Source organism: Enterococcus sp. RIT-PI-f (assembly GCF_001297065.1).
In the GTDB taxonomy this organism is placed as follows: domain Bacteria; phylum Bacillota; class Bacilli; order Lactobacillales; family Enterococcaceae; genus Enterococcus_D.
Window position 1 is genome coordinate 1 of sequence record NZ_LHOX01000022.1, and the last position, 26,409, is coordinate 26,409.

Sequence of the window (26,409 nt, forward strand, 5' to 3'; positions counted from 1 at the left end):
GATGGCAAGAAATCTCTCGAAATTCGAGAATGGACTTGTCCTATTTGTCATGCTCATCATGACCGAGACATCAACGCTAGTATCAATATTCTGACCGAAGGTCTAAGAATAAAATCGTTAGCTTAGATAGAATCAAGAACCGTAGGAACTACGGAGATAGCTTGGTAAATAAGAGATACCGCTGTTAGTAAAGAAATAAGCTATCAAGTATGCTCTCTTCCCAAGAAGCTCCCACTTCAAGCGTTAAGAACCGTTAGGTTTAGCTAAGTGGTGAGTAGTTCACTAAACCCCTTACACTTTCTATACTATAGGAAATCATTCTATGAAAGAAAGCAGGAATCTATATGGGAGAAAAAGTAATCAATTGCCGCTCATCACAAGAATACATCTTTGGCTATTTAGGGAAGCTTCCCTTGAAAGCAACGTTCTTCCCCGCGACTAAAGTGAAAGGTTGTATTTTGTATTTCCATGGGGGCGGCTTCGTTTTTGGACACCGCAATGATTTGCCCACCGTCTATCGTCAATTACTGGTTGAGGCTGGATACACAGTCATAACCCTCGATTATCCATTGGCACCCGAAGCGGATTTAACAACGATCTATCTTGCAGCAAAGCGTGGTGTTGATTGGTTTATCGAGGAAGGATGGCGCTATAGCGGTCACACAAATAGCGACTATATCCTATTTGGGCGATCCGCCGGTGGTTATTTGGCTACGCTGCTCACAACCGCTGCCCCCTATGCATCACAGAAGGGATTGATTCGTTTTTATGGATACCAGCAACTATTAGACCCGAGATTTTTGGCACCCTCAGCTTATTACCTGCACTATCCGAAAGTGACCCCTAGCAGTGCACAACACTTAAAGCGAACATCGCCTGTCACTTCAGGGGAACTATCTGAGCGTTTTCCCCTTTACCTTTCAGCACGTCAATTTGGAAATTGGCATACGTATTTAGGCAAGCGCCAAACATTGCTTGAATTAGATAAGCAAATACAGGACTTTCCTAACTTGATGCCAACATTCTTAGCTCACTGTGAAAACGATCCTGATGTTCCTGTCCAACAGTCGAAAGATTTTGCAAACCAATTGATTCAGACGGAAACATATTGGCTTTCTCAGGCTGAACATGATTTTGATCGCCAAGAGACCCCCTTTGCGGACCGTTGTTATCGTCAACTGATTGGCTGGCTCGATCAAGTCGGGAAGCGTTAAATAATCAGTTGGCTATAATTTGATAAAAGCAGACGTTTAGTAATCGTATGATAGATATTAAGTGCTATAATAAAATCGCACATTTATCAGAAAGGAAGATTGAATGGCTTTTATCGGTATTTTATGTTTGATTTTGATCACGACCACCTTATTTGCACAAATCGCCAAACGGCTTGGCGTACCCGCTGTGATTGGGCAATTGTTGGCTGGGATTCTTTTAGGAACTGGGGGTCTGAACTGGGTTGAGCCGGATATACTGGTGACCGATTTTTCTGAGATAGGCGTCATTTTGCTGATGTTTTTGGCTGGGATGGAAAGTGATCTCTCTTTGCTGAAACGATACTTCAAACCGGGGATGTTTGTGGCAGTCTTAGGGATTTTGCTGCCCATGGGTGTCAGTTGGCTCGCAGGATTGGGGCCAACAGGATCTCACGCAGAAAGTTTCTTTTTCGGTATTGTCTTAGCTGCTACATCCGTAAGTATCTCTGTCGAAGTCCTGAAAGAATTAGGGGTCGTCAATACCAAAGAGGGTTCGACAATTTTGGGGGCATCGGTCGTCGATGATATTCTGGTCGTATTGATTCTGAGTCTGAGTTTATCATTTCTAGGCGCAAATACTGACAGTCCGTCACTGCCGCTGACGATCGTTGAAGAGTTGCTGTATTTTGGTCTGATCTTTTTGATCGTTAAATGGTTGGCCCCTTTGTTGTTCTCATTTGCAGAAAAACTATCCACTACGGCTTCCGTGATCATCGCCTCTTTGGTCCTTTGTTTCTCGATGGCTTACTTGGCGGACATTGTCGGATTAAGTTCCGTGATTGGTGCATTCTTTGCAGGGATCGCTGTGGGTCAAACCAAAGTCAAACGCGAAGTAATGGTCAATATTGAAGCAATCGGCTATGCCTTATTTATTCCCGTCTTCTTTGTCAGCGTGGGTCTATCCGTTGATCTGTCTAGTCTGATCACACAATCTGGATTTATTCTCCTCTTTACAGCAATTGCCGTTGGCACAAAATTAGTGGGGGGCTTTGCAGGCGGAAAATTAGCTAGATTCTCAAATCAAAGTGCATGGATGGTGGGTGCAGGCATGATTTCCAGAGGAGAAATGGCCTTGATTATTTTACAGATCGGTCAACAAAACCAACTGATTGCTGCCACCTATTATTCACCGCTGGTCATCGTCGTCTTATTCAGTACCTTGATTTCCCCGTTGATACTTAAATACTTTACGCGAAAAATTTACACATAAAAACGATGCAACAATCAGCGGTTCTTTGCTGGTTGTTGCATCGTTTTGTTCTTTATACCTCCTCGACCACAATCGATGCTTGCGTCGGTGGATTTTTTTTTGACCAAGTAAGGGAACTTTTTGTACTAAAAAACCGGTCCTACACTGTGTAAGAACCGGAATCTTTTTTCTAATTTGCTAATATCAAATTGTTATTTTCATGACTAACTTTGCTAAATTTATCTGGATTGGTAATTAATATAGGTGTGATTATTTGAAAATTAGATTGTTTAAGAACTGCTAAATCAATTTCAAGCAACAAATCACCCTTGCTTATCTTTTGATCACTTGCAACAAAACTCTTAAAGCCAACTCCGTTTAGCTCAACTGTGTCTACACCTACGTGAATCAATAACTCAATACCATCAGAACTAGTCAATCCTATTGCATGCTTTGTTGGGAAGATCATTGTGACAACGCCGTCGAAGGGCGCATATACTTTTCCGTCGTTTGGAATAACCGCTAAGCCTTGACCCATCAATCCTTCTGAAAAAACTTTATCCGGCACTTCTGATAAAGCCACCACTTCCCCAGATAAAATATCATTGACATTGATTTTGGTGTTTAGCAATGTATTATTTCCGCTGTAATCATCAGAATCAACTGTACTCTTTTCCTTGAATCCCCAAGTATAAGTCAATGCAAAGCCAACAATAAATCCTACGATTTGAGATGCAATACCTCCATAAAAGCCATTATCAATACCGGATGTATTGATAATCAAAGGAATCCCTAAAAGACCAGAACCGCCAAATGAATATTGTACTGTATTAGCAATACCAGCTATAACCCCTCCAAAACTACCACCAATAATAGCAGCAATCAGCGGTTTTTTATTGGGCAATAAAACACCATAGAGAGCTGGTTCACTAATGCCAAACAATGTGGTAACTCCCGTGGACAAAGATAGGGCTTTAAGTTTATCATTCTTCGTTTTTATTCCAACTGCAATCGTTGCGCCTGCCATAGCAAATTGATTGGCCAACAACAAACCCATCATTGGGTCATAACCTTGACTTGCCATATTCGCAATAAATATCGGAATAAAAGCCCAATGCAGACCAAACATCACCATTAAAATCCACGGCCCTCCAATGACGGCACCCGCTAGTGCTGGGCTAAAATTATAAATGGCATTCACCGCGTCAGCTAGAACATTGCTTAGTAGTGTAATAATAGGTCCAATGACAATAAGCGTCACAGGAACTGAAATTAATAGAACAATTGCAGGAACAAGTAAAAACTTCAAATCTTTCGGCATGAATTTCTCAGCGATCATATTCACTTTAGAAGCGAACCAAACAGCAACAATTACTGGAAAAACAGTGGATGTATAATCCATCATATTTACGGAAATACCGAGAAAGCTTAATTCCCCCTCGGAAGCGAAAGGTATAAATGTCGGATATATCAAAGCTGCACCGAGCACGGCACCAACAAATATATCCATTTTAAAATATTTGGCAGCAGATGCACCTAAAATCACAGGCATAAAATAGAAGAAAGCATTTGATAAACCATATAAAATAATATAGGTACCAGACTCTTCCGAAAGAAGATTAGTAATTGTCAAAATCGCAAGAACGCCCTTAATCATCCCTGAACCTGCCATCGCTCCCATCACTGGCATAAAGATTCCTGAGATCATTGCAGTAAACTTGTCAAATAGAGATTTATGATGCGCTTTAGATTCAATTTTGTCAGTTGGATCAGAACCATCTAATTCTTTAAGCACCTCATCATATACTTCTGATACCTTATTGCCTATCACTACTTGATATTGGCCCCCCTGTTCAATCACAGAAATAACGCCGTCAATGCTAGCAACTTCTTCTTTATTTGGTAATGAAAAATCACGTAATACAAATCTTAACCTAGTAACACAATGCGTGACTGATTCCACATTCTTAGAACCGCCAATTTTTTTTAGAACTTCTTGTGCAGTTTCTTTAACTGACATCTAACTTCCTCCTATTTTTTACATAATTCGCAACAAATCACCTGATTCTGATCAGCTAGCTACTTCACATCAGTGTTCTGAAGAAAGTAATCTGATATTTCCAGAAATACCTAAAGGTTCTGATTCAATAAACTGTGACAGAAAATCCCGTTGATTTTTACCTAAATTATTTATCACCTCAATCTTCAATTGATTTTTATTTGTTTGATTTATAGCAGCTAAGTCAAAGCTATATGGAGAACTGATTCTTGTACCGACATATTGATCGTTTAAATAGACGATTACGATTTCAGACGCATTATCAATCGTCAGTGTATCAGCCTTCATTATTTCTGTTTTATAAGTGATCTTTCCAGCAAAGTAACTATACGCATCGCCATTCCCTAGTATTGGCAGCTCAGATACTTGAAGTTGCCTTTCAGCTTTTTCTGACAGACCTTCACCAGAAAACAAAATGTCCCACCCCTGATCATTTAAACTGGTTTCAAAAAGTTTTCTCTCATTTGTTTCCAATAGAGGAAAGATATTGGCGTGATCTTCAAAATAAATCATGGACTCGCCCTTTGCCAATTTTATATCATATAGACCATCTTTATTTTTTAATCTATAAGCTTCATTGGTTACAGGATTATAGGCAGCAATTGCAGTTGAGGTTGGGAAAATCACTTTGAACTCCATATCTTCTACAGTATTTTCATTAAACAGCATAAATACTTGCCCATCTGATTGCTGATACTGGTAAAATCTCAGAAAAGATAACTTCTTGTCTGTAATCAATCGACTTGCTGACGAATCGACAAATGCAGCAATTTCCTTTAAGTTGATCACATTGACTTGTTGCTTAAGTGCTTCCAATAATTGATCATGTTCACTAGAATCACTCACACTTATTGGCAACCCATCAATAAAAATAATTGAAATGCCCGCTTGCTGCATGATCAAAAGCCGTTGCAACAATGATAGTGGTAGTCGTTCCGCATACGGTACGATCAATGTTTTGAATTGCTGCTGGTTGATTTGATAAGAACCACGATCAATCAAAGCGTTCTCTATAAAACTTTTAGGAATAATCTCAAACTCGATTTGATTCTCAGTTAATTCTCTAGAAACTTTTTGTACGAACATTGCTTTACCCGCCCATTCAGCTTCTGCATGATAAAGAATGCCTATTTCAGCATAATGATTCCCTCCACTTAGCAAATAGCCCAAACGATTTAAATGTTTGATCAGAAGATGGAAATAAGGAAATTGGGGATTATGACCATTTCCATAAAAATGCGGCGGGCAGTCTGGATCTGGGAAAGCTTTCATCGTAAATGCATGGGGCACAAACTGATTCACCCCCCGCACGAGCATATGATCAGAAATCCATTTCATGAGTTTTGTTCCTTCTGACCAACCATATGCACCAAAAACTTCGCACATCGTTCTGCCTTGCTTCTTCGGATCTAAATGTCCTAACGATGCACCCATTTTTGCTAAAGCATAATGAAAAAACTCTCCATCCCATCCCGTTGATGTCATCGACTTAAAAAAGCTGTTGTTCTGTTGCGGCAACAATTGATGCAATACAACATCAATACCGGACATGTCTTGCCCAGCCATGGACTTAAAAAAATGTCCTGGTCCATAACCTAAACGAGCGTGCGCATTATTGTCCTCAATCACATGCCCTATATATTCAACATGATGGTTTTTGCACCAATCGCCTATTCTCTCAGAAAAGTTTTCTTTATATAAATCAGTGACTAAATCCATATATCCATACCTAACGGTTGCAGCTAAGTCAGTGTCTTCTCTAAATAGTAAGGGCAATTTCAGTAACGTTTCGTCTACAGATAGCTCGAGTTTGGCTGCTAAATCTTTTTCAAAGCCAGGACGCCACGGCAATGGCATATCAATACCTATTTTTGCATCTGGTCCTTTTATATTCCCAAACCTTGGTTCGTCTGAAAAGAAACCTTGAATAACATTTCCGAATTTATCGGAGTAGTGATCAAAATGCGCTTGATAAACAGTATCAATCAAAACATCTGTCGCTTCTTTAACGATTGGATTTAAATAGCCATTTGTCGATTCTTCACCGCCATCATTGGTTTCAGTAAAAACCAATATACTCCAATCTCCGGCTGGAATGTCCCAATATAATGTGTCCTCTTTAACATTGTCCGTAAGATTTATGAGTGTTTGCTCATCTATTCCCTCGTATCTAGTTTTTTTAGCAGCAATTACAGCTTTTATTGGGGATTCTTTTACTTCTTCCTCTTCTTTCTGATCAACACCAACTTGCATCACATTTGGTCGACCAGATAGCACCCATTTTAATAGAATTCCTGCATTTTTTTTGGGTCCTACAAAATCAAATTGTTTCATAGTCAAAAACATTTTTTGGAGCTCAGGATGATTTTTTTTGATTTCTCCATTGGCATAGCCTGTTGGAAAATGCTTGTCATCTAGAATCCATAGCTTCATGTCACGTTTTTCACATTCATCGATGATTATATCAACATCCTGCCACCATCTTTCTTCCAGAAAATCTTCATGCGGCCTAGATTCAATACATACAGCGCCTATTCCTGCGTTTGAAATTTGTCTCATATATTCACGAATTTTATCCTCATTTTCACCATGCATCCACAAAAATGGCAGGACATGATTATCATATTTATCGATTAACAAATTTTTTATTTTTTCCATTTACATTTCCACCTCAACTATTTACCTTACCGTCATGACCTAGATAAATATCTTTGTTACCTGTATAATAGTATCAAACATGATTTACCACAATGTCAGAAAGCGCTTTTAAAGTATCATATTTTACGATTTAAAGGTGGAGAAAATGGATATAAACAAATTAGAAAAAAAATTAAGAAAATTAAGTCCGCGAGAGATATTTCATCAAAAAGATGGTCAGATGTCTGACTATTATCAACGGTTAGATACCATAACAATTAATAAGGAACACGTATATGTTTTTGATAATTTGATTCCTGAAGGCCAACATTTTTCTGTAATCAAACATACGCGTTTCGTCCCTGTACCATTACACATCCATAGTTTCATCGAGTTAAATTACATTTACTCAGGAAACTGCGCACAAATAATAGCTAAAAGAAAAGTTGAACTACAGCAAGGTCAAATCTGCTTAATTGATACAGCTGTACCTCACTCGATTGAAACGACTGGAAAAGATGACATTATCATCAATGTGCTGATCCATAAAGACTACTTTGCTAAGAAGTTTTTATCAGGGAATTTTGATGGCGGAATAGTCTATGACTTCGTTTTGAATGCGCTATCAAATCGACAAACGCACAATCAGTATATCGTGTTCAACAATCATCAAGATGAACAAATTCGTACAACACTCCAACACATTATTTATGAAACGTATTATCCAGAAATAGGCAGCCATAAAATCATTGAACATTTGATAGCCATTCTTTTCACTCAGTTAGTCAGAGAATTTGACTATGAAACAAACAAAATCACGAAACAAAGCAAATTAAAGATGAAAGATATCCTAATGATCATAGAGCAAGACTATTTATCGATTACATTACCAAAATTGGCAGAGGCTTTGAATTATACGCCAACATATATTAGTTCGTTCATCAAAAAAGAAACCGGAAAGACATTTTCGGAATTGGTTCTGGAACTTAAGCTTGAGTATGCCAGTGTATTAATTACAAATACAGAAAAACCTATTTATGTCTGTGCAGAAGAAGCTGGATTTTCTAACATTACCTATTTTTACCAAAAATTCAAGAAACGTTTTAAGCATTTACCGGGTGAAATGATGCATAAAGATTCTTGAACGCAACAAAAAACCTGTTGACGTTTTACTGTCAACAGGTTTTTTGTTGTCTTTTACATTAACGAACGATAAATTGACACAATCTCTTCAATAGACGTATCTCGCGGGTTTCCGGGTGTGCACACATCTTTCAAGGCGTCTTGGGCAATAGCTGGAATATCTTCTGCTTTGACCCCCAGTTCGGATATTGTAGCAGGAATGCCGACATCTTTGCTTAACTGATCAATTGCCTCACAAGCAGCATCTCGTACCGCTTCTATCGACATGGTTTCAGCATCCTCAATCCCTAATGCTTTTGCGATGTCCCGGTATTTATCGCCGGTGAAGTCTTTGTTGTATTTCATGACAGTTGGCAATAAGGACGCACACGCGACACCATGGGGAATATTGTACCATGCAGACAACGGGTGGGCCATCCCGTGGACCAAGCCCAATCCAACATTCGAGAAACCCATCCCAGCGATATACTGACCCAGTGCCATCTCTTCACGGCCACTCTGATCGCCATTCACAGAATCTCGTAGTGAACGACCAATGATCTCGATTGCTTTAAGATGCAGCATATCGGACATTTCCCATGCACCCTTTGTGATCAAACCTTCGATGGCATGCGTCATTGCATCCATCCCTGTAGCTGCAGCAAGTGTTTTGGGCATGCCCATCATCAAATCACTGTCGACAAAAGCAACGATAGGAATGTCATGCGGATCAACACAAACAAACTTGCGATGGTTTTCTTCATCCGTGATGACATAGTTGATCGTGACTTCAGCAGCCGTACCAGAGGTTGTGGGGATCGCAAAGATTGGCAGTGAAGGTTGCTTCGTATCTGCAACGCCTTCAAGACTGATCACATTGGCAAATGTTGGATTGGTGATGATGATCCCAATTGCTTTAGCGGTGTCAATCGGTGATCCCCCACCAATAGCGATGATACAGTCTGCTTTAGACGCTTGAACAAATGCTACACCATCTTTGACATTTTGAATCGTCGGATTCGGGACAATACCGTCATACAACGCGTAATTGATAGCCGCCTGATCTAGTAAATCGGTCACTTTTGTTGCAACCTCGAATTTGACTAAATCTTTATCCGTGATCACAGCAGCCTTTCGATATCCTCTTGCTTTAAATTCTGACGCAACAGCTTCAATTGCACCTTTTCCAAAATATGATGTTTCATTCAAAACCATTCTGTTTACCATCAAAATACCTCCCATTGTTCATTTATTCACAATTAAATCCAATAGAAAAGAGATACCCTTTTCTATGATTTCCTCTTCTCATCAAACAGTTAAATATCCTGTCCGTGGCGCTACACCAAAGGCATCAGCTAATTGTTGCAGCTGATCATCTGTTATGGTCTGTAAAATCGGCCCTTGCGCTTTGACATACGTATACACTTGCGCGGCTTTTTCTGCGGTTTCAATCAGTCCGAAGACTTCGTCCATGTCATTACCCGCACCATAGATACCATGTTGTGGCCAAAGGACCAATCGGGTTTCCTTCATCTTAGCAGCTGTCGCTTCACCAATTTCATTTGTGCCAGGGACCATCCAAGGAATGATCGACACACCTTCTGGAAAAACAACCAAGCATTCGGTACACATTTGCCATAAAGTTCGTGTGAAGCTGCGTTCATCTAAAACATGTGTAAAACTCATAGCCAACAAATGTGATGCATGATTGTGCATCACGATCCGATGGTTAGGGTCAACGGATAAACGGGCAATATGACTCATAAAGTGACTAGGCAATTCACTGGTAGGAACCGCCCCATTGTCTAATCCCCAGAGCAAGTCCAATGTCCTACCATCTTCTTTAACACGAATCACGCCTAAGTTTTCTGCTGGGTGGGCCGCAACGTTCTTGAAGTATTTACCTGAGCCAGTCACAATAAAATAGCGACCTGCCAATGCACTTGCATCAAAAATCATGGGAATTTCCCGGATAACGACTGTTGGATCTAAGAAAGGCAAGACTTCTTCTTCCTGTAGCAAGTATGAAATGTTGCCTCCGTTGCGTTCATCCCAGCCTAAGCGGTACAAATTGGCGGTTGTTTCCATCATTTCTTGCACAAAATTGGCTTGTAACATATCGATTTTCTTCATTTTTTTCCTACTTTCTCTCTTGCAAGACAGTTGCTTCATATTCTTTGACGGTACTCAACCAATCGAGTCCCACGGGTACGCCTTGACTTTCACAGTAATAATTCCAGACATCCGCAAAAGGATAGTCTTTTAATTCCTCAGTTAACGCCAGTCTTGTAGTAAAGTCACCAGATAATTCAATTTCTTTCAGCTCATCGATGGGTTCAAGCATCGCTTTTAGCAACGCTTTTTGGGTATTGCGGGTGCCAATGACCCACGCTGCCACACGATTGATGGTTGCATCAAAGAAATCTAAACCGATGTGTGTCTGACCCAATAAATCATTGCGCACCAATTCTCGTCCAATCTCTTGGAGCTCATCATCCATGATCACGACATGATCACTATCCCAACGAACCGGGCGACTGACATGCAGTAAGATCCCTTTGCTGAAAAGTGCCAATGAAGATAGTTTGTTCGAAATAACTTCAGTAGGATGGAAATGCCCAGCATCTAAGCAAATTAATTTATCCCGGGTAAGTCCATATCCCATATAAAACTCATGAGACCCAACAGTATACGCTTCTGCCCCTAACCCAAACAATTTACTTTCAACAGCGTCTACTGTATATTCCGCTGGCAGTTCTTCTGCAAAAATTTCGTCTAGTGCAGTCATCAAGCGCTCTCGTGGCGTATACCGATCGATAGGATTGTCTTTATAACCATCGGGTACCCAGAAATTATTGACACAGACTTGGCCTGTTTCCTGACCCATATAGGCCGCAATCTTGCGGGTGCGCTTGCCATGTTCAATCCAAAATTGACGGACAGTTTCATCGGGAGAAGCAAGTGTAAAACCGTCTTTGAACATAGGGTGAGAAAAGAAAGTAGGATTGAAATCTAATCCTAAACCTTGTTCCTTCGCCCATGACACCCATTTTTCAAAATGTCTTGGCTCCAATTGATCTAAATCAACTGCTTCATCTGTATCCAAATAGATCGCATGAAGATTTAATTTGTGTTTGCCGGGAATCATGGCGTAAGCTGCTTCCAAATCTTGCCGCAATTCATCCGGTGTCTTTGCTGCTCCAGGATAATTTCCTGTAACTGAGATCCCGCCTGAGAGTTCTTCATCGCTTAAAAAACCTTTGACATCATCCCCTTGCCACACATGCATCGAGATTTTGACCTCATTTAATTTTTTCAATACCGCTTCAGTATCCACACCAAGTTGGGCGTATTTAGCTTTCGCTTCTTCATAGCGTTGCTGGATTTTTGTCATGTTGTTGCGCTCCTTTAAGAAAAGATTGATATGTCAATACGATCGTTTGGTCGAAAGCGCTTGGCTGATGAATCGTACATGGAAACGATCTTTTGATTGCCGCTCGTGCTTCTTCCAAAGTCGTGAATAAACCGACTGCCATCATTTGCAGGACAAGATTGCCGATTGCCGTGGCTTCCCCTGGACCGGCTTCAATGGTGCATTGGGCAATATCTGCGGTCAGCTGATTCAAAAATGTGTTATTTGATCCGCCTCCAACTATGTGAAGGGTCTGCAATGTACGGGTAGTTCCCGTCAGTGCTTCCAGTTTTTGCAGTTCACTCCCGTAACAAAGAGCCAGGTTGTCGTATACACACCGCGCGATTTCTCCTGGTGTTTCAGGAACTTTCTGATTTGTTTCTCGGCAATAATCTTGCAATTCACTGATCATATTTTCTGGATGCAAAAAGCGGGGATCGTTGACATCAATAAACTGTTGAAAACCAGGCGTTTCCTTTGCCAACTCAGCTAATTCTGCAAAGGAATAGCGATACGCTTGTTGTCTGGCAACTTCTTGGATCAACCACATACCCATGATATTTTTGAGGAAGCGAATCGTATTATGCGCCCCCCATTCGTTGGTGTAATTTTCATCAAATGCGGCTGCAGAAATCTTAGGAACATTTGTTTCAATACCTAGCAAAGACCATGTCCCACTGCTGATATAGCCCCAATCAGTACCGCTGCCAGGTGTACCAATAATTGCAGAAGCAGTATCGTGACTGGCTACGGTGATAAATGTTGCATCCGGCAAGTCATAAGCAGGAAATTGTTCATAGGCTAGTTTGCCTAAGATCGTTCCGGCATCAACTAGCGGCGGAAAAAGTGATTCATCTACTTGAATCGCCGCCAAAAGATCAGAATCCCATGATTGGGTATTTGCATTCAGCAATTGCATCGTGGAGGCATTGGTTTTTTCAGTGACCATATTGCCTGTAAACACATATCCTAAATAATCCGGAATCAGCAACAACTTATCAGCCTTCGCCAACAAGTCTTTCTCTTCAACGTACAATTGAAAAATCGTATTGAAGGGTTGCAGTTGGATGCCTGTTTTTTCGTATAACGTTTGTAATGGGTATGTTTGACTGAAGCGCTCGATGACACCATTGGTGCGCTTGTCGCGATAAGCCACTGGATCGCCTAGCCGAAGCCCCTCTCTGTCAACCAGACAATAGTCGACAGCCCATGTATCGATACCAACGCAACAGGTGTCAAAACCTGCCTGTTTGACTTTTTCTAATCCAATCAAAATCTCTTTAATCAGGTAATCAATGTCCCATCGATCGAAACCATCAAGATGACGAAAACTATTTTTGAACCGATGGATCTCGGTTAATGATAATTGCTGATTGACCCATTGGCTGAGCATCAAACGTCCACTTGATGCACCAATATCTATCGCAATAAAGGTATCCATGCTTCCCCGCCTTTCATTATCTTGCTATCAAATAAAACGATTACAAACTCTAGTTTTTTATTGATAAGCCAATTTTAACTTGACAAAACAGCTTTTACATCACACAATTTTGATAAAGCATTATACTATATTGGTCAAAGGAGGAAGGCATGGATTATTGGGAGAAAGCCAATCATACTTGGTCGACAGATTCATTACGGTATATCAATACATCCACACAAAAACAGCGGGAACTTTTTTACTATATTCAAGAAATCGGGTATTTCAAGGCGCAGAAGCCATATTTTACCGAGCGGGAAAACTTGCCTTCGTATTTGATCAAATACACGCTTTCTGGCAAAGGAGAATTGTTTTATCAAGGGAAACGTACTGTGATCGAAGCTGGCGATGTCTTTTTTATTGATTGTAAGGAATATCAGTATTATAAAACAATCAGCAATGAGCCGTGGGAAATGGATTGGATCCATATATATGGCAGCAACACACGCGCATTTTATGAGGAATTTATCAAAAACGGCAACAATACGTTCAGAACAACACAAAAAGGATTGGTTCAAAATCCAATCCATCTAATTATTCAAGATTTACTGACTTTACAGCAAGAACCGAATGCAAAAACAGCTTTTCAAAGTTCGATCTTTATTCATCAACTACTGAATGAGTTGCTGCTGCAAAAGTATCGGCAAGATTTTTCTTCCACGGATATTCCTGATTATGTTGTGGCCATGCGGGAATTGATCGATGAAGAGTTTAGACAATCGATCACATTGGAACGGTTAGAGGAAACTTTTCATCGCAATAAATACCAATTGGTCAAAGAATTCTCCAAATATATAGGCGTGCCGCCGATTGATTATCAAATCAGCAAGCGTATTTCTTACGCCAAAGACTTGCTGCGCTATTCTAAGATGTCGATCAAAGAAATTTCTTTAGCTATTGGTATCGAGAATACAGCTTATTTTAGTCGATTGTTCAAAAATAAAGCAGGGATTTCTCCTAGTGATTATCGGCATACAGAGAATGGAAGGCAGGAGGATTCATAAATTTAGATTCATTTCCCCGTATATCAATACTAAAAATTGATCCAAGCAGTTCGTATACAGATAAATTCCGTAAGAAAGCATCCTCCAAACATGGATAGATGCTTTCTAATTATTTGTATTTATTTTTCTAAATCCGTACCATTTGTTGATATAACTTTCTTAAACCAAAAGAAAGATTTTTTTCTCGTACGTGCTAAAGTGCCTTGTCCGTCATTATCGCGATCCACGTAGACCAATCCATATCTTTTTTCCATTTCCGCTGAAGCAGCAGAAACTAAATCTATTATCCCCCACATTGTATAACCAAATACGTCAACTCCATCATCTACTGCCAGCCTAATTGCACTTAAATGCTCTTTTAGAAAATCAATTCGATATTGATCATCGATTGTAGGATTACCATCTTCATCAATTTCGATTACGTCTTTTTGTCCAAGACCATTTTCTGCCACAAATAAAGGTAATTGATATTTGTCATAGTATTCATGGAGCGTCAAATACAAGCCAGTCGGATCGATTGGATAACCATATTCACTATACTCTACGTATGGATTCTTTAATCCACGCAATAAATTCCCTTCAGACTGCTCGTACTTTGTTTCATCCAATGCTACAGTTTTACTATTATAATAACTAAATGAAATGAAGTCTACAGTATTCTTTAGTATGTCAAAATCAGAGTCAATTGTATCTAACTCGACATCATACTTTTTAAAAAGTCTTTTCGTATAGTAAGGATATTTCCCTTTGCAATGAATATGGGTAAAAAAATCTACTTCTTGTTTCTGCATCTCAGCTTCCCGAACATCCATAGGATTACACGTCATAGGATATTTTGCTGAGGCAGCTACCATACATCCTATTTTTAACTGAGGATGAATATCATGCGCTAATTTCGTTACCATAGCACTTGCTACTAACATATGGTGAGCAATTTGATATCTTTCTGACATTGATATCTTTTTTTTATCAGTTAACACACCGGCAGCTAACAATGGGGAAATTAAACTAATATTTATTTCATTAAACGTAAGCCAATACTTTACTTTTGTATGATATCTTCCTAAACACACCTCGACAAACTTATAATAATGTTCAATCATCTTTCGATTTCTCCAGCCATCATATTTCTTCGCTAAATACAACGGTGTTTCGTAATGAGATAAAGTAATCAATGGTTCAATGCCATGTTTTATACATTCGTCAATTAAGTTATCATAAAATTTTAAACCTTCTTCATTAGGCGCTACCTCAATCCCAGTAGGAAAAATTCGTGTCCAAGCAATCGAAAATCTATACACTTTTATGTTCAACTCAGCTAAAAGCGAGATATCTTGCTTGTACTTATGATAAAAATCTGTTCCTATTAGTTTCAGATTATCCTCTGTTGGTGCATCTGTCACATAGCCTTTTACACCTCTAGGCATAACATCTTGTATCGATAGCCCTTTGCCACCTTCATTATATGCACCTTCGTTTTGATTGGCGGCACTGGCACCACCCCATAAAAATTCTGCTGGAAATCCCATAAAATCCTACCTTTCTTAATCTATGATTGATAGAAGCAAGTCATTTGTCGTAACGTTAGTATTTTTAGTTTCAATAACATCTAAATAATCTTGACTATTAGTTACAATAATAGGTGTAATACATGAATAACCTGCAGTGTTAATCTTGCTTTTATCAAACGAAACCAATGTTTGCCCTTTTGTTATGCGATCATTTTCAGATACGAATGTTTCAAAATATTTACCCTCAAGTTTTACTGTATCCAAACCAACATGAATTAGTATCTCGACGCCCTCGTCGGATTTGATACCTAGAGCATGCTTTGTTTTAAATAACATAGTGACTTTCCCATCAAATGGTGCTACCAAAATACCCTCTGCAGGATCAATAGCAACACCCTTACCCATTACTAAAGAAGAAAAAGCCTCGTCTTCAATTTGATCTAGTGATAATGTCTTTCCTTTGATTGGAGAAATAAGCTCTATAGTCTTCTTGTTTTTATAGATCGAGTTATTTTTTTCTGTTTCTTGTTCCAGTGCAACAGATTCCTCTTTATAAAAAACAAAGGAAAAAACAAATCCTAATACCAGTGCTATAGCCACACTTATACAAGCATGCATAAATGAATTATCTTCACCAATATATATAGGCAATGCAAATATTGTTGAAGTACCTGCAGACCAGGCTTTGACTCCCATAATCCCTGAATAAAATCCCGCAATTCCCCCTGCTAACATCGTAGCGTACAAAGGTCGCTTATACTTTAAAGTAATTCCATATAATGCTGGTTCTGTTATTCCGCATATAGCAGTAATACCTACCGACGTTGCCAAGGTTTTTATACTTTTATTTTTTGATTTTACAGATACAGCCAGTACAGCAGCAGCTTGGGCCATGTTACTTGCTAGCGCTCCTGGAGCCAATATGGTGGCATACCCAACGGAAGCTCTTTGCACAGCTTGAGCTGCACCTACACTATAATGCATTCCTGTCATGACTAATAGTGGAAAGAATCCACCCACTAAAGTAGGAACTAACCAACTTATACGCTCATTTAGAAAATTAAAGAATGTTGCTAAATAATCTCCGGCAATCGCTCCTACAGGTCCTAGTATGATTAATCCAACTGGTGCAGTAATCAGTATAGTAATAATCGGAACTAAAAACGTTTTAACAGTGTTTGGTGAGATTTTTTTTGCATATTTTTCTACATAAGATTGAAAAAATACAATCAAGATAATTGGTACAACACTTGTAGAATACGTGGCTAATCTCAGAGGAATACCTAAGAAATACACTGATTCACCTAAATCTTTCAATCCAACAAATGTTGGATGAACAAGCATTCCTGCAAAAATCAGTGCTAAGAAAGCACTTGTTTTAAATTTTTTAGCCGCTGAAATTGCGATAAAAAATGGCAAATAATAAAATACAACATCTGATATCATAAATAATATTGTATATGTTTGAGAGTCAGGCGAAAGCCAACTCATTGCCGTAGCGACCGAAAGAATCGCTTTCAACATTCCTGCTCCAGCTAAAGCACCTACGATAGGAATAAAGATTCCAGCTATCGTATCAAAAAAAACTGAAATCATATTTTGTTTTGGTTGATTTTCTTCCTTTGAATCGCTTGACAAATTAGTTGTATCTATCAACTCCTGATAAACGTCCTCTACATGTGTACCAATCACTACTTGGAACTGACCACCTTTGTTTAAAACATTTACTACTCCATCATTTTCTTTAATCAATTCTTGATCTGTTAAATTATCATCTGCTAAATTAAATCGCAATCTAGTCATACAATGAGTAACCGATTTTATATTTTTTTCACCTCCAACACCAGATATGATCACTTTGATTAATTCTTCATATTTCATTTATATTTCCTCCTCTTTATAAAAAAAAACCTAAATCAACACACATGTATTGATTTAGGTTTTGCCTGAAAAATCAGTAACAAGCCTTTTATATATTAAATTGTAACTTCTCTATTCGTAAGACGCTGTATATGAAGCATAAAGTACAACTGTTGATCTTCATTCAATTCTTGCGTAAATTTTTTTTCTAAGTAAGCATTTATTTTTTTTACACATTCATAAGATTGTGGATATTTTGTTAAAACCTGTTCAAATAAATAATTATCGGGGTTTGAAGACATCGTTTTATTTCCTATACATTCCAGATAAAATCGTATGTGTGTAACAAATCGAATGAAATTCAATGAACTTTCCTCAAATTCCATCATATAATGAACTTTTACAATATTTAAGATGTCCTGTATCGTAGCTAGCTTGACTGCAACGCTCGTTTTATTGGAACGCTCTTGTTTTCCTGTAATAAAATGAAACGCAATAAATGCTGCCTCATCTTCAGGCAGATGAATTTTGTAGTCATTTTCAATCATTTTTAGGGCTAATAATGCTATTTTAAATTCTCTAGGATAAAATTTTTTTATCTCCCATAACATGGCATTAGGGATATACTCATCTTTCTTTGCTCGTATAATCATATGATTTATATGGTCTGCTAAACCAACATAACTTCCTAACTCTGAAAAATTTCCAAATTCTTTTTCTGCAACATCTATAATTCGTTTTGTAATCATTAAGTGATCAATTGGTACTTTACTAATAAGTTCTTCAAAGTTTTCAATATTATTATCTGGTAATAGAGCATAGATTTTTTCAACTTGATGTATATCGACTTTATCTCCAACACGCTTATTAAAACCTATACCATTTCCTAATAACATTTTCTCTAAATCATTATCATCTCTAACCAAGATTACATTATTATTGAAAATCCTCTTTACTCTCACCTCATCGCCCCTTCCAAAAAAAAATACCCGAATAGAGTGAGATTTACTCACTCTATTCGGGTATTGCCTAATTTACTAGTAACAAGCCCTATGCCGTCATAATAGCAAGCGTTTTCTGATTTGTCAACCCAATAAAAATTATTATCAAATACAGAAAATAGAAATCCAGATTATTTAATCGTCTTCATCAGACTCTTCAAATTATCTTCCATGATCGATAAATAGGTCACACCATCAGCTAGATCCGCTTGGGTGATACCTTCGATTGGATTTAACACTTCGGTTGCTACGCCAGTTTCATCTGCTAATGCTTCGGCAACTTTCGAGGATGCTGTTTCTTCAAAGTAGATGATCGACAGGTCATGATCCTCAACAAATGTTTTTAGTGCAGCAAGCCTTGCTGCACTTGGTTCTTCTTCAGGAGAAATCCCTGAAATTGCCTCTTGGGTCAATCCATATTCTTTTGCCAGGTACCCGAACGCTGCGTGTTGCGTCACAAAAGAGCGTTGGGTAGCATTGTCAAATGCTGCTTGATATTTTTTGTCTAGATCAGTTAATTTTGCAATATACGCCTCCGCATTTTTTTCAAATACATCTGCTTTATCCGGGAATTGATCCGTTAAACCGGCAGTGATCGTTTCGACTTCCTGTTTTGCAAGAACTGGATCTAACCATACATGGGGATCGAGTTCTCCAGCCTCTTCACTGGCGCCATCACTTTCAGACAATGTAATGCCTTCAGCTGCTTGGATCACTTTCGTTTTGTCTGTATCCACTGTGTCCAACCCATTGGCTACCCATCCTTCCAATGCATCACTATTGTATACAAAAACATCTGCATCAGTGATTTTCGTCATGTCTTGTGCACTGGGTTCATATTCATGGGGTTCGTTCCCCGCAGGGATCAATAAGGTGACATCACCTTCATCCCCAACGACAGCTTTGGTAAACTCATACATCGGGTAGAATGTTGTCACAACATTGATTGTGTCATCATTTTTTGTGCTGCTTGCTGATGAAGCTGTGCCTTGCGTGCCGCAGGCAGCAAAGATACTGGTTGAAAATAAAAGTGCCGCAGCAAATATCCATTTTTTCATAGGTTTTCCTTCAATCTATATAGGTTTTGTCAACCTGTCGGATGATCGGCAGATCAATAGATGAAATAATCCTCTGCACCAGATTGCTTGATTTCGATCACCAATTTGTGGGGCAAGCAAATACTTGTTTGTCCGTTCTTTGAGATCCAACCTGTTTTGACGGCAATCTGATCGGGGCTATTGTCCTCCTTCACACGAATACGACCATCATCGATCTCGATAATATTGTATTGTCCTTGTGCAGGATAGTAGGTTTTTTCTAACGTTGAAAGCGTGTCTAAATTGAAACGATCAACCTCTTGTCCATTGATCCGGATGACCCCATATCGATCTCCGGTTTGGCTTTGCGCTTGAGCTTGAAACAGAACCAAAGGCAAAAACGAACCCACGATCAAGAGGAAGATGATCAAATAATCATACGGTCTTAGTATGCGCAACAACCCTCTAGCGGTCTGTTTCATTCAGCACCCCGTTGTCTATCCATGGGTTGGAAACTCTGTAGAAAGACGGTCTTCAAAGAAAGCCGTTAAGTCAATGGTTTCTTCATCGCTAAACGCTTCATGTTCCCACTGATCAAGAATGTTTTCTTGCAAAGTCAGGTCCATTTCCCAAAAGTGATCGATTTTTTTGAAATGTCTGGCATCAAATTTTTTGAAAACAGGATATAATGCTAAAAATCCTTCAAAATCCAAATCCCAGTCTTCGGTATAGTCTTTGACATAGCCTTCAGACAAAGCCGCTTCTGTCGGCTCCCCATTTTCCTGGATCAAGCCTGCTTGGTAGAAATGACGATAGATTTCTTCATTGGTCAGACTAGAGTCAAACTTCTTGCTATGGCGGTATGCTTCTTCGATAAGTGCTGGATAGATAATCTGCATGTGCATCCTGCTTTCTTTAATATAATGAAGCGCAAATGCTATTTCGGTGTGATCGGGTTTTGCGCTTTGTATTCTTTCAAGGATACATGGTGACTCCGTTTGTAAGTCCCTGTGGAACCATCGAATGAAATAGCTGGACTTGCTGCTTTGTAGTGGGTACGTCGTTTATTTTTCTTTGCTTTAGACGTTTTTCTTGCTGGAACTGCCATTTGTTTTCCTTCTTTCTATACGGTTAATTGCTTTTCTTTTTGTTGCGTTTGACGTCATGTATGATTTTCAATGCGCGTTTTCGCGTTTTGATATTGGGGCTTTTCAATCGTCGATATGCGCTGGACAAGTCTGTTTTTTCCATGAGGTGTCCTCCTTACTGAATGTTACCAGCTGGCTTTTTTGATGCCAGGAATTTGGCCTAGATGGGCATATTTACGGAAATTGACCCGTGACATGCCAAATTTGTTCATGTAGCCTCGAGGACGGCCATCGATCATATCCCGTTTTTTCAAACGATTTGGATTTGAGGCGATCGGCAGTTTGGCTAACCCCGCATAATCTTTGGCTTCTTTTAATGCCATACGTTGTGCACGATATTGTTCAACGAGATCAACTTGCTTGTTATATTTTGCGATTTTAGATTTCTTTGCCATGTAAATAGACCCTCTCTATTTTTTGATTTCTCGAAAGATTGCTTTGCGTCTTAGCTTTGGTGAATATTTCTTTAATTCTAAACGTTCTGGTGTGTTGCGCTGATTTTTATTTGTTAAATAAAGTCTTTCCCCTGTTTCCACACACGCTAAAATAATATTGTTTCGCATCCGTCTGCTCCTTCCATCGACTTTCATTCATTTCAAAAAGACAAACTGTAACAATTACGTTTTGAATCATAGCACATATCTTTATCCAGTTCAAGTATAAAAAATATTTTTTTGTTATTTAACAAGTGATGCACTTTTCATATGAGTGATTGGTCTGTTGTTTATCCAAAACAGCAATCGATAGAAAGAAAAAAACACCTGTACCTTAATGGACAGATGTTCTTTTCTGTTATATGCGGTTGGGCGAATGATTCACAGTGTACCATGGTCATCGATCCAATCAGAAATGGCTCTGATTCGCTCGATTCTTACATTTGGCAAACCATTTCGCGAGAGACCGTGAGAGGACTGCGGGAATAATATCAATTTGGTATCGACCCCATGACGTTTCAACGCCATATAAAATTGCTGACCTTGCTCTTGCGGACAACGCAAATCATTTTCCCCATGCAAAACTAAGGTCGGTGTCTTCACTTGATCTGCATACGCAAGTGGTGACAAGTTCCATAATGCAGATGCCTCATCTAGTTCTCGTAACAATTGGTACTTCACGAAAAAAGGACCGATGTCGCTGGTACCATAAAAACTGAGCCAATTCGAGATCGAACGTTGAGTGACAGCTGAAGCAAAACGATCCGTATGCCCGACGATCCAATTGGTCATAAAGCCGCCATAACTCCCACCAATGACATGTACTTTTTGTGCATCGATTTCTGGATGTTGTGCCAATACTGCATCCAGACCTAGCATCAAATCTTCAAAATCTTTGTTCCCATAATCGCCCAAAATCGCTTTGACAAAATCTTGCCCATACCCTTGCCCTCCTCTAGGATTCAACAAGATTACGCCATACCCATTGGCCGCATGGACTTGCATTTCGTGGAAGAAGGTTTCACCATAACAGACTTGAGGGCCTCCATGGATATACAAAATCGCCGGATGTTTCGTCGTAGCTTCTATCGGTGGCAGATACCAGCCTTGAATCTGCCATTTATCCGCACCTTGAAACCAGAACGGGTCAGGTTGACTGATCCTGCGTGCAGCCATCACTTCTTCATTTGGATCGTAAAGGGGCATGATCTTACCGCTTTGTAAATCAATACGCCCTAACCGACTTGGTACCACTGGTGTCGAATAGACCACGATCAACTGCTCTCTAGATTCATAGGCAGTATCGACAATATCCAATGACTGATCAACTACTTTTTCCCATGTTCCAGCCGTTGTTCCCCGATAGAAGATCAACTTGCCTTGTTCTGTTACAGGGGCGATAAAGGCATCTTCATTGAGCCAATAGAATTTGGGTCCTCGATTGCGTTGCTGAAAATCACTAATGATTGCATTGCCAAATGCTTTATCTAATCCTTCTGATAAATTGGCAGCTGTCTTTTGGGCTACATCCACCAAAAACACCTGATCTAATGTGACAAAGCCATGGCTCAAATCATTGCCTAAAAGCAATAATTGCTCACCTTGCAGTGCAGCAAAAGAATAGCTTCCCTTTGGAAGATAGTCTGCCATGCTGGTAATTGATTGTGTCGCAGTGTTGATTTGATAAATCATCGATCCATAGTGCCACTCATCATCGGGATCAGATTTACTGCTAATATAGACATAATCCCCAGCATCTGTCAGCGCCTCAAACTGAAACGGCTGGTTTTGTGTAAATACCAACTCCGGTGTTTTTTTATCAATATCGATTTGATAGATAGCCGCTGATTTTTCTTCTAAAAAACCTACGCCATCAGCTAGATAATCGACCTTATTGGTCACTTTTATCTTTGGGAAAAGCTTCAGATCTTTGGTTGAATCACTCGAATCTTGCGTTTTTTCACTTGCTTTTTGATAATAAATAGTAGACGAATCTTTCACCCAAAAATACCGACCTAATCCCTGCTCACTGACGACAGTCTGGGCTTTGCCCCCTGCAAGCGGCATAATCCATAATGTTGACGCTTCACTTCCATCTTCTTTCGATACAAAACTTAGCCATTCTTGATTGGGGGATACTTGCAAATTATCATGATGGTAACCTTGAATTCCCCATTGGCGTATTTTATTCGTTCGTGTATGAAAACTGCGTATCTCTGTTCGGTATTGATTACTTGTTTCATCGATGGTCGTTTCGATAAAAAAGACTTCATCTTTGACAAGGACCGGTTGTGCCATACTCTTTAAATCAAAAAGTGAATGCGTTGTGATCTTATGCATATATTCCTCCTGTGTCGTTTTCTAGATTCTATTTTTTCCATTATAGCAAACATTGGTGCTGGATACATGCTATCTATAGATCGCTTGCCTCAATAATGAAAGCCTTGAACATTACCGACTTCCTCAAATCCGGCTAAGTTTCCTTTTTCTGATAGGATCTCTTGACCATCTTGTGAAAGAGTAACCCGAATCGTGGTACGCGCATGTTCTCTAATGATTCGGCTCATTTCACCACTGATAGGTGCTTGAAGCGCATGTCCAGTATCTGTGGCGATCTCAATGGTCATTTGCACACGTTTTTGCGAGATCTGCAGGATCAGCTTCTCTTGTTTGCGCACAATACTTGTTATTTTTCCTCCATGGTAAGTCGCAAATCGATATTCTTTTGTTCCTATCTGCAGGACACAAATCAGCCCCAGAAACGACAGACCTAAAAAAGGAATATTCGCTGCTGAAAAAAACAAACGCATCTTATCTTGACTAAACTGATTGCATTGTACCCATACATAAGCATCCGGAAATGAGCTTCCCCAATCTTTTTCAATATAGCCTTTGCCATTATCAAAATCGATCACCGCATCCCCCCATGTCAACGATCCCGAAACCACGTGTTCCATACTTAAGATGCCATGATAGCATGCCATAAAAGACAGATAAGAAAAAGGGCCCATGACACTAGGTGAATAGATGGAACGCTTGATGGCATGCAGATCATGATAAATGAGATGTCCTTTGATCGTCAGTTCATCACTGTGCAAGTCAATTACTAACCCATTCATACTAAAAACATTATTGCCGATCTTGATTTCTTGGTTTGATTCATCTATCTTTAGTGCATCATCTGGGAAAGAAAAATAATGGGAAGACGTTTGGCTGATCACTTGAACAAAAATCTGTTTTTTTCCGTACGCATCAATCGAGATGCCAGGAATAAAGGCGTACACTTGTGCATTGATTTGGTGTTTAAAATACCAACCTTCAAAGAAGCCCCGCGTTTGGTCTTGGACATGAAAAAATCGATCGGTTGAAATCATTATTCACATCTCCTTTTAAAAACAGTTTAACACGGTCTTACACTATAGATAAAAAAATTTGACCATCGATACAAGATGTTATTTAGATACGATTTATTTGTTCATAGCTAATCGGCCGTTTACAAACACAATACTATTAGCTTTTAGCATATAAACATGATACGCATAGAATAGATTGTTAATCTTTTATAACTGCCTTTATGTTATATTTAAATAGCTATTAATACTTATCAAGAAAAAAAGATTTTTAAAAAAAGATTAAAGAATTTTTTCAAAGTCTTTAACCACGAAGTGTTTTAAATTGACTTTACTAAACCTATTTTTACTATTGTTGTTTCATTTCAAAAACTTCTTTAGCTATGTTATTCATTTTCTCTAATACAAAATTAAACTCTTCGAATTTACTAAAATAGTGATCCCGCAAATGTTTATCTGGATGGAAGAGGACTTTGCTTTTATTCGAAACACAAATTTCTTCTTGTAATCCAATCAAACCAATAATACAAGCACCAGTAACCGCTTCTATTTTTTTATTGAATCTATATACATTTGCTTGAAAAATATCCGCAATAATTTTCAGCCAAGATTCACTCTTTGCTCCTCCTCCAATTACATATAAATTTTCTACGTCTTTCGTTTTATCACTTGAAATGTTATAAAGTGCTTTTAAGGCGAATGTAATTCCTTCTAAGACAGCCAAGTTTAAATCAAATCTATCTGATCCTAATTGCAAATTAAAAAAAGTGCCTGATAAATTAGGATTTTTAAATAAATACTTTTCACCTGATAAAAATGGTAGAAATATCACTTCATTCTTCTTTATTTTTTCAGCTGTGAAAGTCTGTTCTTTATCATATTCACTTGTATCTAAAATGTTGTTAAACCACCAATCCACAGATTTCCCTCCTGTCGAAAGTGATAGTTGAGATATAATCGGATTTTCATTTCCATAATTAAATAGTATATTTTTACCATAAAAAGAGAGATCGTCACTTTCAGTTAAAACTACTCCAGAAGTCCCTAACGACAGAACTAAACTTGATTCTCCAAAACTTTTAACTGCTAAAACAGTAGCAGCATTATCTCCCGTGCCAGTATAAACAGGAATAGACTTTCCTAATGAATATTTTTTAAAAAATTCATCTTTTAAAATACCTACTATATCAGTAGACTTTTGAATTTTCGGTAATATATCTATATCATATCCGAAATAGTTGGCTATTTCTTCTGACCACTCCTTTTTGTCTAAATCCATGAAGCAAGATGTGGACGCATCACAATAATCTGTGACAATATTACCCGTAAAAATATAATTTATGTAATCTTTACACATACATACCTTTTTTATCCGTCTAAAGTTTTCTTTTTCAACCTCTTTTACCCATAAGAGGTTTGCTAATGGACTTCCCGTTGAAATTAAATTACTATTGTGAATAAGATTTAAATCATTTAGTAAAGCTTTCTTGAGACTTTCAATACTTTGCTTAGTTCTCCTATCATTCCACATTATAGCATTTCGTACTGGCAGATCATTTTCATCCAAAAATATTAACGTATGCATTTGTGCTGTCGGGCAAATACCAGATATTTTATCTGCGAAGGAACACTGAAATATTTTATCTAGCTCATTGATCAATAGCTCCTTCCACACATTAGGATTTATTTCTGTCCATTCATTATTAATTGTTTCATATTCATATTTTATAGAATTAAAATAGTATTCCTTTAAATTATTATCAACAACAGAAATTTTGATAGATGAAGTTCCAATATCTATGCCAAGCATAAGTTTTTTTTCACACATTCATCTTTCCTCCTTAGTTCTTCAAAATAAAAATAAAGATAAATCATTTCACCATTCTTCTTAAATTTAAAGTTGGCTTCCAGA

General features: G+C 38.6%; 24 protein-coding genes. 5 read left to right on the forward strand and 19 right to left on the reverse strand.

The genetic code is table 11. The annotated features are described in order from the left end of the window. The 3 genes from AEQ18_RS15520 to AEQ18_RS14400 all read left to right on the forward strand — a co-directional run. The coding region (locus AEQ18_RS15520; RefSeq protein WP_152911862.1) for a zinc ribbon domain-containing protein at positions 1-126 on the forward strand (126 nt) is incomplete at its 5' end. Positions 127-344: 218 nt separating this feature from the next. Beyond that, the gene (locus tag AEQ18_RS14395) at positions 345-1,214 is read left to right on the forward strand and encodes an alpha/beta hydrolase (protein WP_054117052.1); all 870 of its coding nucleotides are present in this window, start codon (positions 345-347) and stop codon (positions 1,212-1,214) included. Positions 1,215-1,317: 103 nt separating this feature from the next. Beyond that, positions 1,318-2,463: a cation:proton antiporter gene (locus AEQ18_RS14400; protein ID WP_054117053.1), complete on the forward strand. Its 1,146-nt coding sequence runs from the start codon at positions 1,318-1,320 to the stop codon at positions 2,461-2,463. A gap of 169 nt (positions 2,464-2,632) precedes the next feature. Here AEQ18_RS14400 and AEQ18_RS14405 read toward each other — a convergent pair whose 3' ends face one another. Together AEQ18_RS14405 and AEQ18_RS14410 are read right to left on the reverse strand one after the other, a co-directional pair. Beyond that, positions 2,633-4,462 (reverse strand): beta-glucoside-specific PTS transporter subunit IIABC, encoded by a 1,830-nt coding sequence (locus AEQ18_RS14405; RefSeq protein WP_054117054.1) that lies wholly within the window; start codon positions 4,460-4,462, stop codon positions 2,633-2,635. Between the two features lie 69 nt (positions 4,463-4,531). Further along, positions 4,532-7,159, reverse strand: a complete 2,628-nt coding sequence (locus AEQ18_RS14410; RefSeq protein ID WP_054117055.1) for a hypothetical protein — start codon at positions 7,157-7,159, stop codon at positions 4,532-4,534. Between the two features lie 145 nt (positions 7,160-7,304). Between AEQ18_RS14410 and AEQ18_RS14415 the strand changes: the two genes are divergently transcribed. Further along, on the forward strand, positions 7,305-8,282 hold the full coding sequence (locus tag AEQ18_RS14415) for an AraC family transcriptional regulator (RefSeq protein ID WP_054117056.1): 978 nt from the start codon (positions 7,305-7,307) through the stop codon (positions 8,280-8,282). Between the two features lie 53 nt (positions 8,283-8,335). On the opposite strand, the gene fucO is transcribed toward AEQ18_RS14415, so the two are convergent. From fucO to rhaB, 4 genes are all read right to left on the reverse strand, one after another. Further along, the gene (fucO, locus tag AEQ18_RS14420) at positions 8,336-9,487 is read right to left on the reverse strand and encodes a lactaldehyde reductase (RefSeq protein WP_054117057.1); all 1,152 of its coding nucleotides are present in this window, start codon (positions 9,485-9,487) and stop codon (positions 8,336-8,338) included. 81 nt (positions 9,488-9,568) lie between these two features. Then, a complete protein-coding gene (gene rhaD, locus AEQ18_RS14425) occupies positions 9,569-10,393 on the reverse strand; it encodes a rhamnulose-1-phosphate aldolase (protein ID WP_054117058.1) in 825 nt (274 codons plus the stop codon). Positions 10,394-10,400: 7 nt separating this feature from the next. Next, the gene (gene rhaA, locus AEQ18_RS14430; protein ID WP_054117059.1) at positions 10,401-11,654 is read right to left on the reverse strand and encodes an L-rhamnose isomerase; all 1,254 of its coding nucleotides are present in this window, start codon (positions 11,652-11,654) and stop codon (positions 10,401-10,403) included. Next, a complete protein-coding gene (gene rhaB, locus AEQ18_RS14435) occupies positions 11,629-13,113 on the reverse strand; it encodes a rhamnulokinase (protein WP_054117060.1) in 1,485 nt (494 codons plus the stop codon). Before rhaB ends, rhaA begins: the two co-directional genes overlap by 26 nt. Before the next feature lie 149 nt (positions 13,114-13,262). Here rhaB and AEQ18_RS14440 point away from each other — a divergent pair, with 149 nt between their 5' ends. Continuing rightward, positions 13,263-14,156 carry an AraC family transcriptional regulator gene (locus AEQ18_RS14440; protein ID WP_054117061.1) on the forward strand — a complete coding sequence of 298 codons (894 nt, stop codon included), beginning with the start codon at positions 13,263-13,265 and terminating at the stop codon, positions 14,154-14,156. A gap of 119 nt (positions 14,157-14,275) precedes the next feature. Here AEQ18_RS14440 and AEQ18_RS14445 read toward each other — a convergent pair whose 3' ends face one another. The 13 genes from AEQ18_RS14445 to AEQ18_RS14500 form a co-directional block, all read right to left on the reverse strand. Further along, positions 14,276-15,685 carry a glycoside hydrolase family 1 protein gene (locus AEQ18_RS14445; RefSeq protein ID WP_054117062.1) on the reverse strand — a complete coding sequence of 470 codons (1,410 nt, stop codon included), beginning with the start codon at positions 15,683-15,685 and terminating at the stop codon, positions 14,276-14,278. A 15-nt stretch (positions 15,686-15,700) separates the two neighbouring features. Next, positions 15,701-17,548, reverse strand: a complete 1,848-nt coding sequence (locus AEQ18_RS14450) for a beta-glucoside-specific PTS transporter subunit IIABC (protein WP_054117063.1) — start codon at positions 17,546-17,548, stop codon at positions 15,701-15,703. A 95-nt stretch (positions 17,549-17,643) separates the two neighbouring features. Next, positions 17,644-18,489, reverse strand: a complete 846-nt coding sequence (locus AEQ18_RS14455) for a PRD domain-containing protein (protein WP_054117064.1) — start codon at positions 18,487-18,489, stop codon at positions 17,644-17,646. Between the two features lie 170 nt (positions 18,490-18,659). Continuing rightward, positions 18,660-19,586, reverse strand: coding sequence for a metal ABC transporter substrate-binding protein (locus AEQ18_RS14460; protein WP_054117065.1), 927 nt, complete (start codon positions 19,584-19,586; stop codon positions 18,660-18,662). Between the two features lie 53 nt (positions 19,587-19,639). Further along, on the reverse strand, positions 19,640-20,047 hold the full coding sequence (locus AEQ18_RS14465) for a NusG domain II-containing protein (protein ID WP_054117066.1): 408 nt from the start codon (positions 20,045-20,047) through the stop codon (positions 19,640-19,642). A 15-nt stretch (positions 20,048-20,062) separates the two neighbouring features. Further along, entirely contained in the window at positions 20,063-20,464 is a 402-nt protein-coding gene (locus AEQ18_RS14470) for a hypothetical protein (protein ID WP_054117067.1), read from the reverse strand. Between the two features lie 38 nt (positions 20,465-20,502). Continuing rightward, positions 20,503-20,673, reverse strand: a complete 171-nt coding sequence (gene rpmF, locus AEQ18_RS14475; protein ID WP_054117068.1) for a 50S ribosomal protein L32 — start codon at positions 20,671-20,673, stop codon at positions 20,503-20,505. A 23-nt stretch (positions 20,674-20,696) separates the two neighbouring features. Next, on the reverse strand, positions 20,697-20,816 hold the full coding sequence (locus tag AEQ18_RS15635; RefSeq protein WP_152911928.1) for a putative metal homeostasis protein: 120 nt from the start codon (positions 20,814-20,816) through the stop codon (positions 20,697-20,699). Positions 20,817-20,838: 22 nt separating this feature from the next. Further along, positions 20,839-21,108, reverse strand: coding sequence for a 30S ribosomal protein S14 (gene rpsN, locus AEQ18_RS14480; protein WP_054117069.1), 270 nt, complete (start codon positions 21,106-21,108; stop codon positions 20,839-20,841). Positions 21,109-21,123: 15 nt separating this feature from the next. Next, the gene (gene rpmG / locus AEQ18_RS14485) at positions 21,124-21,276 is read right to left on the reverse strand and encodes a 50S ribosomal protein L33 (RefSeq protein ID WP_054117070.1); all 153 of its coding nucleotides are present in this window, start codon (positions 21,274-21,276) and stop codon (positions 21,124-21,126) included. A gap of 252 nt (positions 21,277-21,528) precedes the next feature. Further along, positions 21,529-23,487 carry an alpha/beta hydrolase family protein gene (locus tag AEQ18_RS14490; protein ID WP_054117071.1) on the reverse strand — a complete coding sequence of 653 codons (1,959 nt, stop codon included), beginning with the start codon at positions 23,485-23,487 and terminating at the stop codon, positions 21,529-21,531. An 89-nt stretch (positions 23,488-23,576) separates the two neighbouring features. Next, complete coding sequence (locus tag AEQ18_RS14495) at positions 23,577-24,521, reverse strand: tocopherol cyclase family protein (RefSeq protein ID WP_054117072.1); 945 nt, start codon at positions 24,519-24,521, stop codon at positions 23,577-23,579. Between the two features lie 325 nt (positions 24,522-24,846). Then, the gene (locus AEQ18_RS14500) at positions 24,847-26,325 is read right to left on the reverse strand and encodes a xylulokinase (protein WP_054117073.1); all 1,479 of its coding nucleotides are present in this window, start codon (positions 26,323-26,325) and stop codon (positions 24,847-24,849) included. Positions 26,326-26,409: the final 84 nt, after the last annotated feature.